The 16,800-nt window shown below is 62.7% G+C and carries 17 protein-coding genes; 14 read left to right on the top strand and 3 right to left on the bottom strand.

From position 1 onward, the window contains the following. Positions 1 to 5: 5 nt before the first annotated feature. From prfA to FXN63_RS03045, 14 genes are all read left to right on the top strand, one after another. Positions 6 to 1,085, top strand: coding sequence for a peptide chain release factor 1 (gene prfA, locus FXN63_RS03110; RefSeq protein ID WP_148812749.1), 1,080 nt, complete (start codon positions 6 to 8; stop codon positions 1,083 to 1,085). A 4-nt stretch (positions 1,086 to 1,089) separates the two neighbouring features. Then, a complete protein-coding gene (prmC, locus tag FXN63_RS03105) occupies positions 1,090 to 1,908 on the top strand; it encodes a peptide chain release factor N(5)-glutamine methyltransferase (protein ID WP_148812747.1) in 819 nt (272 codons plus the stop codon). Between the two features lie 34 nt (positions 1,909 to 1,942). Next, positions 1,943 to 2,269 (top strand): Grx4 family monothiol glutaredoxin, encoded by a 327-nt coding sequence (gene grxD, locus FXN63_RS03100; protein ID WP_148812745.1) that lies wholly within the window; start codon positions 1,943 to 1,945, stop codon positions 2,267 to 2,269. A gap of 82 nt (positions 2,270 to 2,351) precedes the next feature. After that, positions 2,352 to 2,945: a UbiX family flavin prenyltransferase gene (locus tag FXN63_RS03095; RefSeq protein ID WP_148812743.1), complete on the top strand. Its 594-nt coding sequence runs from the start codon at positions 2,352 to 2,354 to the stop codon at positions 2,943 to 2,945. A gap of 371 nt (positions 2,946 to 3,316) precedes the next feature. Then, positions 3,317 to 4,975, top strand: coding sequence for an ABC transporter substrate-binding protein (locus FXN63_RS03090; RefSeq protein WP_148812741.1), 1,659 nt, complete (start codon positions 3,317 to 3,319; stop codon positions 4,973 to 4,975). 156 nt (positions 4,976 to 5,131) lie between these two features. Then, entirely contained in the window at positions 5,132 to 6,085 is a 954-nt protein-coding gene (locus tag FXN63_RS03085; RefSeq protein ID WP_148812739.1) for an ABC transporter permease, read from the top strand. 1 nt (position 6,086) lies between these two features. Next, a complete protein-coding gene (locus FXN63_RS03080; protein WP_148812737.1) occupies positions 6,087 to 6,980 on the top strand; it encodes an ABC transporter permease in 894 nt (297 codons plus the stop codon). A 2-nt stretch (positions 6,981 to 6,982) separates the two neighbouring features. Further along, positions 6,983 to 8,050 carry an ABC transporter ATP-binding protein gene (locus FXN63_RS03075; RefSeq protein WP_148812735.1) on the top strand — a complete coding sequence of 356 codons (1,068 nt, stop codon included), beginning with the start codon at positions 6,983 to 6,985 and terminating at the stop codon, positions 8,048 to 8,050. 11 nt (positions 8,051 to 8,061) lie between these two features. Then, positions 8,062 to 9,108, top strand: a complete 1,047-nt coding sequence (locus FXN63_RS03070; RefSeq protein WP_148818870.1) for an ABC transporter ATP-binding protein — start codon at positions 8,062 to 8,064, stop codon at positions 9,106 to 9,108. Further along, a complete protein-coding gene (locus FXN63_RS03065) occupies positions 9,092 to 10,267 on the top strand; it encodes an amidase (RefSeq protein WP_148812733.1) in 1,176 nt (391 codons plus the stop codon). The genes FXN63_RS03070 and FXN63_RS03065 overlap by 17 nt, the downstream gene beginning before the upstream one ends. 3 nt (positions 10,268 to 10,270) lie before the next feature. After that, complete coding sequence (gene puuE, locus FXN63_RS03060; RefSeq protein WP_148812731.1) at positions 10,271 to 11,218, top strand: allantoinase PuuE; 948 nt, start codon at positions 10,271 to 10,273, stop codon at positions 11,216 to 11,218. Continuing rightward, positions 11,215 to 11,946, top strand: coding sequence for an aspartate/glutamate racemase family protein (locus tag FXN63_RS03055; RefSeq protein WP_148812730.1), 732 nt, complete (start codon positions 11,215 to 11,217; stop codon positions 11,944 to 11,946). The genes puuE and FXN63_RS03055 overlap by 4 nt, the downstream gene beginning before the upstream one ends. A 143-nt stretch (positions 11,947 to 12,089) precedes the next feature. Further along, positions 12,090 to 12,749 (top strand): LemA family protein, encoded by a 660-nt coding sequence (locus FXN63_RS03050; RefSeq protein ID WP_148812728.1) that lies wholly within the window; start codon positions 12,090 to 12,092, stop codon positions 12,747 to 12,749. A gap of 79 nt (positions 12,750 to 12,828) precedes the next feature. Next, positions 12,829 to 14,319 (top strand): IS1182 family transposase, encoded by a 1,491-nt coding sequence (locus FXN63_RS03045; protein WP_246164912.1) that lies wholly within the window; start codon positions 12,829 to 12,831, stop codon positions 14,317 to 14,319. 104 nt (positions 14,320 to 14,423) lie between these two features. Here FXN63_RS03045 and FXN63_RS03040 read toward each other — a convergent pair whose 3' ends face one another. Genes FXN63_RS03040 through FXN63_RS03030 form a run of 3 tightly spaced genes read right to left on the bottom strand, consistent with a single transcriptional unit; the run spans position 14,424 to position 16,794 of the window. Beyond that, positions 14,424 to 15,137 carry an ABC transporter ATP-binding protein gene (locus tag FXN63_RS03040; RefSeq protein ID WP_148812726.1) on the bottom strand — a complete coding sequence of 238 codons (714 nt, stop codon included), beginning with the start codon at positions 15,135 to 15,137 and terminating at the stop codon, positions 14,424 to 14,426. Beyond that, positions 15,134 to 15,928 carry an ABC transporter ATP-binding protein gene (locus FXN63_RS03035; RefSeq protein WP_148812724.1) on the bottom strand — a complete coding sequence of 265 codons (795 nt, stop codon included), beginning with the start codon at positions 15,926 to 15,928 and terminating at the stop codon, positions 15,134 to 15,136. Before FXN63_RS03035 ends, FXN63_RS03040 begins: the two co-directional genes overlap by 4 nt. A 2-nt stretch (positions 15,929 to 15,930) precedes the next feature. Beyond that, complete coding sequence (locus FXN63_RS03030) at positions 15,931 to 16,794, bottom strand: branched-chain amino acid ABC transporter permease (protein WP_148812722.1); 864 nt, start codon at positions 16,792 to 16,794, stop codon at positions 15,931 to 15,933. Positions 16,795 to 16,800: the final 6 nt, after the last annotated feature.

Here is a 16,800-nt window from a genome sequence, read left to right as displayed (position 1 = left end):
CCCCCATGAAAGCTTCAATGCGCGGCCGGCTCGAGCAGCTCACTCGACGCCTGACCGAAGTTGACGCTTTGCTCGCGTCCCCTGAAACCGCCTCCAATATGGACGGGTTTCGCAAACTCTCGCGTGAACGCAGCGAACTCGAACCGGTGGTGATGGGTTTCAAGTCCTATATGGATACCGAAGCCGACATCGATACCGCGATCGAGATGCTGGGCGATCCGGACATGAAGGACATGGCCGAAGATGAGTTGAAGGCGGGCCGTGCCCGGCTTGAACAACTCGCGCTCGACCTGCAACTGCTGTTGCTGCCCAAAGACCCCGACGACGGTCGCAGCCTGTTCATCGAAGTCCGTGCCGGTACCGGCGGCGATGAAAGCGCGCTGTTCGCAGGCGACTTGCTGCGCATGTACACCCGTTATGCCGAGCGCCAGCGCTGGCAGGTGGAAATCATGTCGGCCAGTGAGTCGGAGCTGGGTGGCTATAAAGAAGTGATTCTGCGCGTGGCGGGCGACGGTGCGTATGGCACGCTGAAGTTCGAATCGGGTGGTCACCGGGTACAGCGTGTGCCGGAAACGGAGGCGCAAGGCCGCATCCATACGTCGGCCTGCACGGTGGCCGTGATGCCAGAAGCCGACGAACTGGCCGAGGTGAACATCAACCCGGCCGATCTGCGCGTCGACACTTTCCGCGCCAGCGGCGCGGGCGGGCAGCACGTGAACAAGACGGATTCGGCCGTGCGCATGACCCATTTGCCGACCGGCATTGTGGTCGAGTGCCAGGACGACCGTTCGCAGCACCGCAATCGCGACAAGGCCTTGAAGGTCCTGGCCGCGCGCATCAAGGACCGTGAGGTGCGCGAGCGTCAGGCCAAGGAAGCGGCTCAGCGCAAGAGCCTGGTGGGTTCGGGTGACCGCTCGGAACGCATCCGCACCTACAACTTCCCGCAGGGCCGCGTGACGGATCATCGCATCAACCTGACGCTGTACAAGCTGCAGCAGGTGATGGACGGCGACATGACGGAACTGCTGACGGCGCTGGGTGCCGAGCACCAGGCAGAGTTGCTGGCAGCGCTGAGCGACGACTGAGCGCATGCACGAACGCTCTCCCCGCGCGCTGTCCAAGGATTGTGGCTTGCCCAGGCTGGAAGTGTCCATGCTGTGGCAACACCTGCTGGGCGTGTCACGCACCTGGCTGGTGGCGCATGACGATAAAGCCGTGTCCGAGCAGGCCGCCGCCGACTTCGCAGCCTTGGCCGCACGCCGTCGCAACGGCGAGCCGATGGCTTATCTATTAGGCGAACGCGAATTCATGGGCCACCGCTTTGCGGTCGGGCCTGGCGTGCTGATTCCCCGCCCCGATACCGAAGTGCTGGTGGAAACCGGCCTGGCCTGCATCGCAGATCAGGCCAACCCCACTGTCATCGACCTGGGCACCGGCAGCGGAGCCATCGCGATTTCGATTGCCCTGGCTCGACCAGACGCCCATGTCACCGCCACCGACTACAGCGACGCGGCCTTGAAAATCGCGCGCGACAACGCACATAGCTTGCAGGCGCGCGTCGAATTTGTACAAGGCGACTGGTACCAAGCCGTGCCGGCCGACGCCCGTTTCGATCTGATCCTGTCCAACCCGCCCTACATCGCCCAAGGCGACCACCATCTGTCGGAAGGCGATCTGCGCTTCGAGCCCAGCAGCGCACTGACGGACGGGGCCGATGGCTTGCAGGCGCTGGCTATCCTGGCGGCGGGCGCAAAACAGCGCCTGAAGCCCGGTGGCCAGATCTGGCTGGAGCATGGCTGGGACCAGGCAGAAGCGGTGCGTGCGCTGTTGAGCCAAGCCGGCCTGCGCAACCCATCCAGCCGGCGTGATCTTGCCGGAATCGAGCGTATTTCCGGCGCTTCCCTATAATGGCTGTATCCAAGCCTACCTTTGCGAGAGCAGCATGAGCGACGTCCAGGAATTCATCCGCAAGACCGTGACCGACAACCCGGTTGTCCTTTTCATGAAGGGCACCGCGCAGTTCCCGCAGTGCGGCTTTTCCGGTCGCGCCATTCAATTGCTGAAGTCGTGTGGCATCAAGCAATTGGTGACCGTGAACGTGCTGGAAGACGACGAAGTCCGCCAAGGCATCAAGGACTACTCGAACTGGCCGACCGTGCCCCAGCTGTACGTGAAGGGCGAGTTCATCGGCGGCTCCGACATCGTGGGCGAAATGCACGCTTCTGGCGAACTGCAAACGCTGCTGGACGAATCCGGCGCAACGGCCTGATCACCGCCATGCGTTGCGCAACGGGCTGGCCCCTGCTTCGGCCCGTGTGCGCACATGGTGTGGTACGTCTTCAGTACCTGACATGACGACACCCGCGCCCCGCCGGTTGATCGTCGGTGTCACCGGTGCCACCGGTGCCATCTATGCCCAACGCATGCTGCAAGCCCTGCGTGCCGTTGGCGGCATCGAGTCCCACCTGATCGTCTCGCAGGCCGGGCAACTCAATCTTCAGCATGAACTCGACCTGACCCGCGCGGAAATCGATGCGCTGGCTGACGTCGTGCACCCGATTCGTGATGTCGGTGCCAGCATTGCCAGCGGGTCGTTCCCGTCTGCCGGCATGGTGGTGGTGCCGTGTTCGATGAAGACGCTGGCTGCGGTTGCGCACGGCATGGCGGACAACCTGATTTCACGCGCTGCCGACGTGGTGCTGAAAGAGCGTCGCCGCCTGGTGTTGATGGTGCGCGAAACCCCGTTGAACCTGGCGCACCTGCGCAACATGACCTCGGTCACCGAGATGGGCGGCATCATATTCCCGCCCCTGCCCGCCTTCTATCACCGCCCGCAAAGCATCGAAGAGATGGTCGACCACACGGTTGGCCGGGTGCTGTCGCTGTTCGACATCGATGTCGATACACCGCAATGGAAGGGTTTGAAGGCGGAACGGTCGGACTGATCCACAGCCTTTCTAGCTGAATCAGCACCGCCCGGATTGGTGCACGGATAAGCCCCGCTGGTCCGTCTTCAGAAAAGCCCATTACCCATGTTTTGATCGACCGCTGCGCATGCACCAAGCTTGCGCATGGACGGGTTCGTCTGCGTCCTGTTTCAGTGCGCCGTCAGGCGCTGACCGCTTTGGCCTCCCCCCTTCCCTGCCCCCTGCTGGCTGTCGACAGCCGCGCCACACCTTAAACGACGGCAAATTCCGTACCGATGGCATGGTTGTTGCATTGGGGATTGTATTCAAACCTCGCATACTGGCCACCAATCCGGCCAAGTTTGATACGTCGCATTTACCCCCTCGTCGACACGTCCCCGGGAGACCCCATGCAAGCAGGCAGCACTGGTTTGAAACCCCTCATCGCCGCCATCGCGGTAGCCATTGGCACCTTGGCCGCCAGCCCGGCCATGGCACAGGAAAAGGTCTTGCGCATCGGCATGACCGCCGCCGACATTCCCCGCACCCTGGGGCAGCCGGACCAAGGTTTTGAAGGCAACCGCTTCACGGGTATCCCGATCTACGACGCGCTCACGCATTGGGATCTGTCGAAGTCAGACGGCCCCAGCGTGATGATCCCTGGCCTGGCGGAATCCTGGGCAGTCACCCCGACCGACCAGACCAAGTGGATCTTCAAGCTGCGCAAGGGCGTGAAGTTCCATGACGGTTCTGACTTCAATGCCGATGCGGTGGTCTGGAACGTGGGCAAGGTGCTCGACAAGAGCGCCGAACAATTCGATGCCAGCCAGGTGGGGGTGACCGCCTCGCGCATGCCCACGCTGGTGTCGGCCCGCAAGATCGACGACTACACGGTCGAGCTGACCACGTCCGAGCCTGATTCCTTCCTGCCGATCAACCTGACCAACTTGTTCATGGCGTCGCCGACCAAGTGGAAGGCCATGCTGGATGCCGTGCCTGCGGGTGGCGAAAAAGCAGAACGTGCACAGAAAGCCTGGACCGCGTTTGCCGCACAGGCCTCGGGCACCGGCCCGTTCAAGGTCGACAAATTCGTGGCGCGTGAACGACTTGAACTGGTGAAGAACGCCGGTTACTGGGACCCGAAGCGCACGCCGAAGATCGACCGTGTGGTGTTGCTGCCGCTGCCTGAAGCCAACTCGCGTACCGCCGCACTGGTGTCCGGTCAGGTGGACTGGATCGAAGCCCCCGCACCCGATGCGCTCGACACCATCAAGCAACGCGGCTTCAAGATCTACGCCAACGAACAACCGCACGTCTGGCCCTGGCAACTGTCGTTTGTCGAAGGTTCGCCGTGGCTGGACAAGCGTGTGCGCCACGCGGCCAATCTGTGCGTGAACCGCACGGAAATGAAGCAGCTGCTGGGCGGCATGATGGCCGAACCCAAGGGCACGGTCGGCCCCGGCCACCCGTGGTGGGGCAACCCGAAGTTCGACATCAAGTACGACCCCGAAGCCGCCCGCAAGATGATGACCGAAGCCGGTTTCTCGGCCGCCAAGCCGGTCAAGGTGAAGATCCAGACCTCGTCGTCGGGCTCGGGCCAGATGCAGCCGCTGCCGATGAACGAATACGTGCAGCAGAACCTGAAGGACTGCTACTTCGACGTGCAGTTCGACGTGGTCGAGTGGAACACGCTGTTCACCAACTGGCGTCGTGGCGCAAAAGACCCGACGGCCAATGGTGCCAACGCCACCAACGTCAGCTTCGCCGCCATGGACCCGTTCTTTGCGATGGTGCGTTTCACCAGCACCAAGACCTTCCCGCCGGTCTCGAACAACTGGGGCTACTTCGGTAACGCCGAGGTGGACGAGCTGATCCGCGTGGCACGCACCAGCTTCGAGGACAAGGCACGCGACGAGGCACTGGCCAAGCTGCATGCCCGCATCGTCGAGGAAGCACCCTTCGTCTGGATTGCGCACGACGTCGGCCCGCGTGCGATCTCGCCCAAGGTCAAGGGTGTGGTTCAGCCCAAGAGCTGGTTCATCGACATCGCACCGATGTCGATCGAGTAAGCAAGTTGGTCGGGTCAAGCGGGTCTTCAATGACTCGCTGACCGCAGCGCCCACGCGCTGCACTGCCCGAGCCTGCCATCCGATGCGGACAGGCAGGCCGGGTACCCAGACATCACGCCCCGGCCGAGTATGCCGGGGCGATTACGGCGTGCACCCATGATACGAACCCTCGTCCATCGCGTCGGCTACGCCATCCCGATCATGTTCGGCGTGGCCTTGCTCTGTTTCATGCTCGTGCACCTTGCACCGGGCGATCCGCTGGTGTCGATCCTGCCCGCCGATGCATCGGCCGATCTGCAAAAGCAGATCATGCAGCTGTACGGTTTCGACCGGTCCTACCCTGAACAATTTGCGTCCTGGTTATGGCGTGCCTTGCACGGCGACCTGGGCACCTCGATTGCCTCTGGCCGCCCCGTGGCCACCGAGGTCTTCAATGCCGTCGGCAACACCCTGATCCTCGCCTGTGTGGCGACGATGATCGGGTTCTTCTTCGGCTGTCTGTTCGGCTTCGTGGCGGGCTACTTCCGCAATTCGATCATCGACCGCGTGGCCTCGCTGCTGTCGGTGATTGGCGTGAGCGTGCCGCACTACTGGCTTGGCATGGTGATGGTGATCATCTTCTCCAGCCAGCTGATGTGGTTGCCGCCAACCGGTGCCGGCCCTGGCGGCTCGGCCGACTGGGCACTGGACTGGGCACACATCCGCCACATCATCTTGCCCGCGATCACCATGTCGGTGATCCCGATGGGCATCATCGCGCGCACCGTGCGGGCACTGGTGGCAGAAACCTTGTCGCAGGAATTCGTGGTGGGTCTGCGCGCGCGCGGCCTGACCGACTTCGGTGTGTTCTGTCACGTGGTGAAGAACTGCGCACCGACCGCACTGGCCGTGATGGGCCTGCAATTGGGCTATCTGCTGGGCGGCTCGATCCTGATCGAAACCGTGTTCTCTTGGCCGGGTACCGGCTTTCTGTTGAACACCGCCATCTTCCAGCGCGACCTGCCCTTGTTGCAGGGCACGATCCTGGTGCTGGCGATGTTCTTTGTGCTGCTCAACCTGGTGGTCGACGTGCTGCAAAGCCAGTTCGATCCGCGCATCGAGCGAGGCTGACATGAGCGCCACATCTTCCGCACTGCCCACCGCCATCAATGCGGTTCCGCAACGCTCGCCGGGTTACTGGTCGAACGTACTGAAACGCCTGCGGCGCGATCCGATGGCCATGACAGCCGCCGGCATCATCTTGCTGATCATTCTGGTGGCTGTGTTTGCCCACTGGATCATGCCGGCCGATCCGTTCCAGGCCGGCATGTTGCGTCGCCTGCGCCCGCTGGGTACGCCCAATTATCCGCTGGGCACCGACGAACTGGGCCGCGACATGTTGTCGCGCCTGATGCTGGGTGCACGACTGTCGCTGTTCATGGGCATCACGCCGGTGATCGCAGCCTTTGTGTTCGGCAGCGCCATCGGCATCATCGCGGGGTATGCGGGTGGCTGGGTCAACACCACCATCATGCGCACCGTAGATGTGTTCTACGCCTTCCCGTCGGTACTGCTGGCGATTGCGCTGTCGGGCACGCTGGGTGCCGGCATTTTCAACGCGCTGCTGTCGCTCACCATCGTGTTCATTCCGCAGATTGCGCGCGTGGCCGAAAGCGTGACCACACAGGTGCGGCGCAGTGACTATGTGGATGCGGCACGCGCCTCGGGTGCCAGGCCGTTCACCATCGTGCGCGCCCATGTGTTGCCGAACGCACTGGGACCGATCTTCGTCTACGCCACCAGCCTGATCTCGGTATCGATGATCCTGGCCTCGGGCCTGTCCTTCCTGGGTCTGGGCGTGCGTCCGCCCGAACCGGAATGGGGCCTGATGCTGAACACCTTGCGCACCGCCATCTATTCCCAACCCTGGGTGGCAGCCTTGCCGGGCGCAATGATCTTCATCACCTCGATCTCGTTCAACCTGTTGTCGGACGGCTTGCGTTCGGCAATGGAAGTCAAGGAATGAGCATGGACAGCAGCGTCATCTCTCCCCCTCGCGCATCGTCTGCCCACACCGATATCGGTGGCCCGCAGCAATCCCTGTTGTCGGTGCGCGGACTGATCAAGCACTTCCCCTTGTCGCGTTCGATGTTCGCGCGCGGCCCCGCCACCGCGGTACGCGCCGTTGACGGCGTGGACTTCGAGATCCGCAAAGGCGAAACCCTGGGCGTGGTCGGTGAGTCCGGCTGCGGCAAGTCGACCACGGCACGCCTGGTGATGCAGCTCACGCTGCAAGACAAAGGTGAACTGGTGTTCGATGGCCAGACGGTAGGATCCCGTTCCCTGCCCCTGCGCGACTTTCGCCGGCAGACACAGATGGTGTTTCAGGACAGCTATTCGTCCTTGAACCCGCGCATGACCATCGAGGACTCGATTGCATTTGCGCCCTCGGTGCACGGCATGCCGCACAAGCAGGCGATTGCCACGGCGCGCAGCCTGCTCGATCGCGTGGGTCTGGCTCCAGCGCGTTTTGCCGGCCGTTATCCGCACGAACTGTCGGGCGGCCAGCGCCAGCGCGTGAACATTGCGCGCGCATTGGCGCTGTCACCGCGCCTGGTGATTCTGGACGAAGCGGTGTCTGCGCTGGACAAGTCGGTCGAAGCCCAGGTGTTGAACCTGCTGCTGGACTTGAAAGAAGAGTTCGGCCTGACGTACATGTTCATCAGCCACGATCTGCACGTGGTGCGCTACGTGTCGCAACGGGTACTGGTGATGTACCTGGGCGAGGTGGTGGAAATCGGTGACGTGAACGAGGTCTTCGACAACCCGCGCCACCCTTACACCCAGGCCCTGCTGCGGTCCATGCCGTCGATGGACCCGAATCGCCGCACGGAAGAAGTGCCGCTGTCGGGCGACCCGCCAAACCCGATCAACCCACCGTCGGGTTGCCGTTTTCATACCCGCTGCCCGCACGTGCAGCCTGTCTGTAGCCAACAGAAGCCACTGCTGTCGGATGAAACCGGGCATGCGGTGCGCTGCCTGATGTATCAACCTGGCTCGGGTCATTCTGCTGCCCCGATGGGAGTCGCCGCATGAGTGTCGTCGATATGCCCGTGCGTACTCCGAACACAGCGGCTGCGCCCGGCGCACCGTTCCTGTCCATCCGCGACCTGCATGTGCGATTTTCTGCCGGCCACAAGACCATCAACGCATTGAATGGTGTGGACCTGCAAGTGGCACGCGGCGAGACCGTGGCCTTGATCGGTGAATCAGGGTCGGGCAAGAGCGTGACCTTGCGCACGCTGATGCGCCTGCATCCGCCACGTCGCACGACTGTCACCGGCAAGATCGAAGTTGGTGGCCGTGACGTGTTGGCCATGTCGCCAAAAGAACTGGCGGCCTTCCGTGGCCCGGTCGTGTCGATGGTGTTCCAGGAGCCCTTGCTGGCACTGGACCCGGTCTACACCCTGGGTCAGCAGATCGAAGAAATGCTGCGTCGGCACGAACCGCTGACCCGCCCCCAGGCCCGCGCGCGTGCGCTGGCGCTGTTTGAACGGGTGCGCATTCCCAGCCCGGAACGCCGCCTGGATGCCTACCCGCACGAGATGTCGGGCGGCATGCGGCAACGGGCGATGATTGCGCTGGCGCTGGCCTGCCGCCCGCAGATTTTGCTGGCCGACGAGCCCACCACGGCGCTCGACGCCACGGTGCAGATCCAGATTCTGCTGCTGCTGCGCGAGTTGCAGCGTGAGCTGGGTCTGTCGATTGTGTTCGTGACCCACGACATCGGTGCCGCCGCTGAAATCGCTGACCGGGTTGCCGTGATGTACGGCGGACGGATCGTCGAACAAGGCACGATGGCCCAGTTGCTGACTGCGCCCCGCCACCCCTATACGATTGCGCTGTTGAAAAGCCGTGCGCACGGCGCGATGGAACCCGGCCAGCGGCTGGAGACCATTGCCGGTTCGCCGCCCGACCTGTCTGCCTTGCCAGCGGGCTGTTCGTTCGCACCGCGTTGCCCGCTGGCGGTCGATGCTTGCCGCACGGAAGTGCCCCCGCTTGTTCCGCTTGGCGATGGTCAGAGCGCCCGTTGCATTCGCCTGGACCAGACCGCCTCACACACCCAAGGATTCGTGCATGTTGCTCGCCCATGACCCCGCCTCTGCGTTCGTTCCGTATCCGGCAGCACCTGTCGCCCAGGCCGCCGAAGGCCCGCTGGCCGGACTGACTTTCGCTGCCAAGGATTTGTTCGACGTGGCCGGTTATCCCACCGGGGGCGGCAGCCCGCACGTGCTGGCCAGGTCGGGCATCAAGACGGTCACGGCACCGGTGGTGCAGACCCTGCTGAATGCAGGTGCCCGCTTTGTCGGCAAGACCTACACCGACGAACTGGCGTTCTCGATGAACGGCATCAACGCCCACTTCGGCACGCCGCGCAACGGGGCAGCACCGGATCGCATCCCGGGTGGGTCCAGTTCCGGGTCGGCCTCGGCGGTGTCCAATGGACTGTGCGACTTTGCGCTGGGCACCGATACGGGTGGCTCGGTGCGTGCACCGGCAAACCATTGCGGGCTGTACGGCATTCGCCCGACGCACGGACGCATCAGCCTGGAAAACTGCCTGGACCTCGCGCCCTCGCTGGATACCTGCGGGTTCTTTGCGCGCGACATCGACACGTTTGCGCGGGTGGGTGAAGTCTTGCTGGGCGACGACAGCACCGTGCTGCCCGCGCATCCGCCGCTGTTGATGGCACAGGACGCGTTTGGCCTGCTGAACCCCGATGCGCTGCATGCCCATGCGCCGCTGCTGGGCAAACTTACGGCGCTGCTGGGTGCCCCGACATCGGCAAACCTGGCATCCACGCCATTCGAAGATTTGTATTGGACTTTCCGCACCGTACAGGGCTTCGAAGCCTGGGAAACCGACGGCGCGCTGATCGAACAGTACAAGCTGGCCCTCGGCCCTGGCGTGCGTGAACGCTTCATCTGGTCAAGTCAGGTGACCCGCGAGCGCTACGACGCAGCCCTGGCGGCCCGCGCGGCATTCAAACAGACGCTGGCCGCGCTGCTGGACGGCAAGGTGCTGGTGCTGCCGACCATGCCCGACATCGCGCCCTTGCTGACCGACCCAGATTCGGCGCTGGAAGACTATCGCAACATGGCCACCAAGCTGCTGCTGTCGGCCGGCCTGGCAGGCTTCCCGCAGATCAGCATTCCGGGCGGCCAGCGCAACGGCGTGCCGCTGGGTCTGTCGCTGATGGGCCCGGCTGGCAGCGATCGCCAGTTGATCGAGATTGCCCGCGCGCTGAGCTGAGCCATGACACTTGCCACCATGCCCCGCGACCTGATCGGTTATGGCCGCAACCCGCCACAAGCCAACTGGCCCAAGGGCGCACGCCTCGCCGTGCAGTTCGTGCTCAATTACGAAGAAGGTGCCGAAGCCAACGTGCTGGATGGCGATGCGGGCTCGGAACGATTTCTGTCTGAAATCGTAGGGGCCGATAGCTACCCCGCCCGCCACCTGAGCATGGAGTCGATCTACGAATACGGATCGCGCGTAGGCGTGTGGCGCCTGCTGCGCGAGTTCGAGCGTCGCGGCCTGCCGCTGACCGTGTTCGGCGTGGCCCTGGCCATGGAACGCAACCCGGAATTCGTGTCTGCGTGCCTGGAACTCGATCACGAAATCGCCAACCACGGTCTGCGCTGGCTGCATTATCAAAACATTCCCGAGCATGTGGAACGCGAACACATGAGACTGGCCACGGCGACCCTGAGTCGCCTGACCAATGGCCGCTGGCCGCACGGCTGGTACACCGGCCGTGACAGCCCCGCCACCCGCAGGCTGCTGGTGGAACACGGCGGCTACACCTACGACAGCGACTACTACGGTGATGACCTGCCGCTGTGGACCACGGTTACGCCCACCGATGGTGCCCTCCAGTCGCACCTGGTGGTGCCCTACACGCTGGACACCAACGACATGCGCTTTGCGACCCCGCAAGGCTTCAATACCGGCGACCATTTCTTCACGTATCTGCGTGATGCCTTTGATGTGATGTTGGCCGAAGGCGCAGAAACCCCGCGCATGATGTCCATCGGGCTGCATTGCCGCTTGATCGGCCGGCCCGGGCGCTTCGCCGGTCTGCAGCGTTTTCTTGACCACGTGCAGGCGCACGACCAGGCCTGGGTATGCCGCCGCATCGATATTGCCCGCCACTGGCAATCGCGTTTCCCGGCCCCGATTCCATCTGGCAGTGCAACATGAAAATCCGGCTGATCAATCCGAATACCACCTGGAGCATGACCGACAAGATGGGCGTCTGCGCCCGGGCTGTGGCGGCACCGGGCACCATCATTCATGCGGTCAGCCCGGCCATCGGGCCGGTATCCATCGAAAGCCACTATGACGATGCGCTGGCCGTCCCCGGCTTGCTGGACGAAATCCGCACGGGCGAAGCCGAGGGCTTCGATGCCTACGTGATCGCCTGCTTTGGTGACCCCGGCCTGTATGCCGCGCGCGAATTGGCAGCAGGCCCGGTGATCGGCATAGCAGAAGCCGCCATGCACGCCGCCAGCCTGATCGGCACCGGTTTCTCGGTGGTCACCACGCTGGGACGCACCTGCGGCCAGGCCTGGGACCTGGCCGATCGCTACGGCATGCGCCGTTTCTGCCGGAATGTTCGCGCCTGCGAACTGCCGGTGCTGGCGCTGGAAGATCCGGCGTCGGATGCCCGCCGCATCATCATCGATGAGTGCCGCCGCGCATTGACTGAGGACCACAGCGATGTGCTGGTGTTGGGCTGCGCCGGCATGACCGATTTATGTGAGGAAATATCTCAGGCCACCGGCGCACCGGTGGTAGACGGCGTGGCTGCTGCCATTAAAATGGCGGAAATGCTGGTGGCGCTGGGTCTGAAGACTTCAAAACGTGGAGACTTTGCAACGCCGCCACGCAAACCCTATCTGGGCGATCTCGCGCGTTTTGGCGGCTGAAGCCTTGTGCCACGCGGGTAAGCGCGCGCATCAGCAGTCAGCGCTTACATTCCAGTCATAGTCTGAAACGCTACCGCCGTAGGAAACCCGGCGGTACGCTGATCTAATCAATTCCATCTAGGATCCCCCACCCAAGGACTTGTATGCAGCGTGTGCTGCGCCCTCTGCTCGTCTGCTGCGTACTGCTGCTCAATGGCTGCGGATATAGCGCTATTGAAAGCGCCAGCGATGAAGTCGATGCAGCATGGGAAGAGATGTTGGTGCAATACGAGTATCGCGACACCATGGTCGGATCACTGGTGGGTACGCTGGCTCGTTATGTTCCCGACCAGCCGGCACTGACTCAGCGCGTGCGCATGGCACGTGAACAGGCAAGCATCCCGCCCCCGAGCACAGCGCCGGCAGAAGCGGAAGAGTTGCATCAATTCCAGGAACGCCAGGCGGTGTTGTCCAACGCCTTGGCCAAGCTGATGGACGCAGCCGAAAGCCACCCCTTGCTGGTCAAGGGCGAAGCACTCGACGCCTTGCAACGTCAGGTTGATGATTCGCAAAATCGCATCACAGCAGCGCAGGCGCGTTACATCCGCGCCGTGGGTGCTTACAACAATAAGATCAAGCGGTTTCCCGGCAGCCTGACGGCGCGCTGGTTGGGCAGGGACTCCATGCCCAACATGCAGATCCGTCACCAGGCCCGCGACTCACTCATACCACCACCGCAGTTTGATGTGCGCCCCGCACAGCAGCGCAGCTCGGGCAAAGATGGCAATGCCTTGATGCCCGCCCTGGGTCTGGCAGCAGGGTAAATAAAAAAGGCCGGAAAAACCGGCCTCAGACTGCTGACAAAGCCTCCCGTAAAACGGAGGCTTTGTTCATAATTGGGTGATGTTAAGAGCACCGATCCCCCACCAGCACGAGCTGGAGATGGTGACGCTGGAGTCGTTGGTTCCGGCCGATCACCTGTTGCGCAAGATCGCGGCAGCGGTCGATTTTGAGTTCATCCGAGAGAAGGTTGCGCACCTGTACAGCATGAACAACGGCCGTCCGGCGCTGGATCCGGTGGTGATGTTCAAGCTGCTGTTCATTGGCTACCTGTTTGGGGTGCGCAGTGAACGGCAGTTGATGCGCGAGGTGCAGGTGAACGTGGCGTATCGGTGGTTCATCGGTTTCCGGCTGACCGACAAGGTGCCCGATGCATCGACGTTCTCGCAGAACCGCAGGCGACGCTATACGGACACCTCGGTGTACCAGGAGATTTTTGACGAGATCGTGCGTCAGGCGATCGGGCGGGGGATGGTGGATGGCCGGGTGCTGTACACGGACAGCACTCACTTGAAGGCCAACGCCAGCAAGAAGAAATTCGACGTGGTGACGGTCGCACAAACACCCTCGGCATACTTGGCTGAGCTGGATGCGGCGGTCGATGCGGATCGGGCGCTACATGGCAAGCGGCCGCTCAAGCGTGACAGCGGCGACGATGATGCGGGCGGCAGCGCTGCCCAGACCAAGGACGTCAAGATCAGTCGTACAGATCCGGACAGCGGGTTCATGGTGCGTGACGACAAGCCGGTGGGGTTCTTCTACCTGGACCATCGCACGGTCGATGCGAAGTTCGCGATCATCACCGACACACACGTGACGTCAGGCTCGGTGCACGACAGCCAACCTTACTTGGCGAGGCTGGATCGGCAGCGCGAGCGCTTCGGCTTCGGTGTGCGCAAGGTAGGCCTGGACGCGGGGTACTACACGCCGATGATCTGCCACGGGCTGCATGCGCGCGATATCCAAGGAGTAATGGGCTACCGCACGCCGAACCACAAGCCTGGGCTGTTCTACAAACGACAGTACACGTTCAACCGCTACCGCAACGAATATGTCTGCCCGGCTGGGCAGCGGCTGCCGTACAGCACCACCAATCGGGCGGGCTACCGCGAATACAAGTCAGACCCGACGCAATGCCAGCAGTGCGAGGTACGCAGCCAGTGCACCAACAGCCAGAGCGCGATCAAGGTGGTCGTGCGCCACGTGTGGGAACGCGACAAGGAACTGGTTGACGCACGCCGCCACACGGACTGGGGTAAGAAGATATACGCCCGTCGCAAGGAAACTGTGGAGCGCAGCTTCGCCGATGCCAAGCAACTGCATGGGCACCGCTACGCGCGCATGCGCGGGCTGCGCAAGGTCGCCGAGCAATGCTTGCTGGCGGCGGCGGCGCAGAACATCAAGAAGATCGCCCTGGTGCTTGCGCGCCTTTTATTGCGCCTGCAGTGGTCGATATCGGCCCCTGTTGCGCCCTGGTGGCGCGCCCTGACCGCCCGTGCCGACGGATGGCTCGATAGCTGGCTGTCTGCACAACCCGCCGCGCTCGCTGCTTGATCCCCAAAAAACAAAACCCCACGTCCGAAAACGGGGGGTTGGTCAGCAGTCTGAGGCCGGAAAAACCGGCCTTTTTTTACGTGCATAGCCTGCGCCTTTGCTGATCAAGCACCCAGATAGGCTTCCAGCACGCGCGGATTGTCCAGCAGATCCCGACCATTTCCCGACAAGGCGATTTCGCCGTTTTCCAGCACGTAGCCGCGTTGCGCGATCTTCAGCGCCTGACGCACGTTCTGTTCGACCAGGAAAATCGTCAGGCCCTTGCTGTTGATCTCGCGCAGCGTGCGGAAAATGCCCTGCACGATGATCGGTGCCAGACCCATCGACGGCTCGTCCAGCAGCAGCAGACGGGGTTTGGCCATCAGCGCACGGCCGATGGCCAGCATCTGCTGCTCGCCACCCGACAGATTGCCGGCCAGGCCGTCGACCCGTTCCAGCAGACGCGGGAACAGCGTGAATACCATCTCCAGGTCGCTCGCCACATTTGCACGATCACGACGCGTGTAGGCACCCAGCTCCAGGTTTTCGCGGATCGTCATGGTGGTCAGGATGGCGCGGCCTTCTGCCACCTGTACCACACCACGTTCCACGATCTTGTGCGCGGGCAGGCGGGTCAGGTCTTCACCGTCGAAGATCACGCTGCCCGCACGCTTCTTGATCAGGCCCGACAAGGCCAGCAGGGTCGTCGACTTGCCCGCCCCGTTGGCACCCACCAGGCTGGTGATCTCGCCTTCGTTCAGGCTGAAGTCGATACCTTTGACGGCCTCGATGTGGCCGTAGGCAACTTCAAGGCCCTTCACTTCCAGAATGGCGCTCATGCCAACATCTCCGCAGTCACCGGGGGAACATCATCGTCGTCATCGCGGCCCAGGTAGGCCTCGATCACCTGCGGATTGTTGCGGATCTCGTCCGGCGTGCCTTCGGCAATGATGCGGCCGAAGTTCAGCACCGAGATGCGTTCGCACAAACCCATCACGAAGCGCATGTCGTGTTCGATCATGAAGATTGTGTAGCCACGCGCCTTGATGTTCTGGATCTCGCCCATGAGTTCGACTTTCTCGCTGGCGTTCATGCCCGCCACCGGTTCATCGAGCAACAGCAGCTTGGGGTCGGTTGCCAGGGCGCGCGCCAGTTCCAGCTTGCGCTGGTCACCGTAGGACAGGTTGTCCGCCAGGTCGTCGGCCTTGTGATCCAGGCGCACCCAGGACAGCAGTTCCATGGCGCGGTCGCGTGCTTCCTTTTCCAGCTTGCGGTAGTCGCCGAGCGCAAACAGCGCGCTCAGGGAACCGTATTTCAAGTGGCGATGCGCGCCCACCACCACGTTTTCCAGCAGGCTCATCTCTTTGAAGATGCGGATGTTCTGGAAGGTGCGGGCAATGCCGCGCCGGGTGATTTCGTGCGGCTTGATGCCGATCAGGCTTTGGCCGTCGAAGTCGATGGCACCGCCCGACGGGGCCAGCAGCCCGGTGATCAGATTGAACACCGTGGTCTTGCCAGCGCCGTTGGGGCCGATCAGGCCGTAGATGCTGCCCTTGGGCACTTCGAAATTGACGTCCTGCAACACGTGCAGGCCGCCAAAGCTCTTGGACAATCCGGTCAGTTTCAACATGGTCAGGCTCCCTTCCGATTGCGTCCGAAGCGGCGGCGGAAGCCCACCGGGTCCCAGATGCCCTTGGGCAGGAACAACACGATCAATACCAAGATGATGCCGTTGGCGATCAGGCGGAAGTCGCTGAAGCCGCGCAGCACTTCAGGCAGCAAGGTCAGGATCGAGCTGCCAAGCAGCGGACCGATCAGGCTGTGAATGCCGCCCAGAATGGCCATCGTCAGAATTTCCACACCGCGATCGAAACCGAATTCGTTCGGGCCGATGAAGAAGGTCAGGTGCGCGTTCAGGCCACCGGCCAGACCGGCCAGGGCTGCGCCCATCACGAAGGCGAACAACTTGGTGTTGTTCACGTCGATGCCCATCAGGCCAGCGGCGATTTCGTCTTCCTTGATGGCTTCGAACGCACGGCCCAGCTTCGAGCGACGCACGCGCATCAGCACGGCAACCACCACCACCACAGCCAAGGCCACATGCCACCACTGCGTCAGTTGCGGAATGCCGTTCAAGCCCAACGCACCACCCGTCAGCGACTCGGTGTTCAGAATCACCACCCGCACCACTTCACCAAAGCCCAGCGTGGCCATGGCCAGGTACACCCCGGACAGGCGCAGCGTGGGTTTGCCGATCAGCACAGCCACCATTGCCGGCAAGACCATGCCGCCAGCCAGCGCCACCGGGTACGGCAGCTCGGCATTCATCGTCAGCAGTGCAGCGGTGTAGGCACCGATGCCCATGAAGGCAGCGTTCGCCATGGCCAACATGCCGCAGGCAAGCGTCAGATAGATCGACAGTGCCAGCAAGCCATTGGTACCCAGCGACAGCACCAGATTGCTGTAGATCGCCCAGAAATTATCAAACCATTCCATATTCGC

The organism is Pigmentiphaga aceris (genome assembly GCF_008119665.1).
Classification (GTDB): Bacteria; Pseudomonadota; Gammaproteobacteria; order Burkholderiales; family Burkholderiaceae_B; genus Pigmentiphaga; species Pigmentiphaga aceris.
This window is presented reverse-complemented; position numbering and strand designations above follow the sequence as displayed.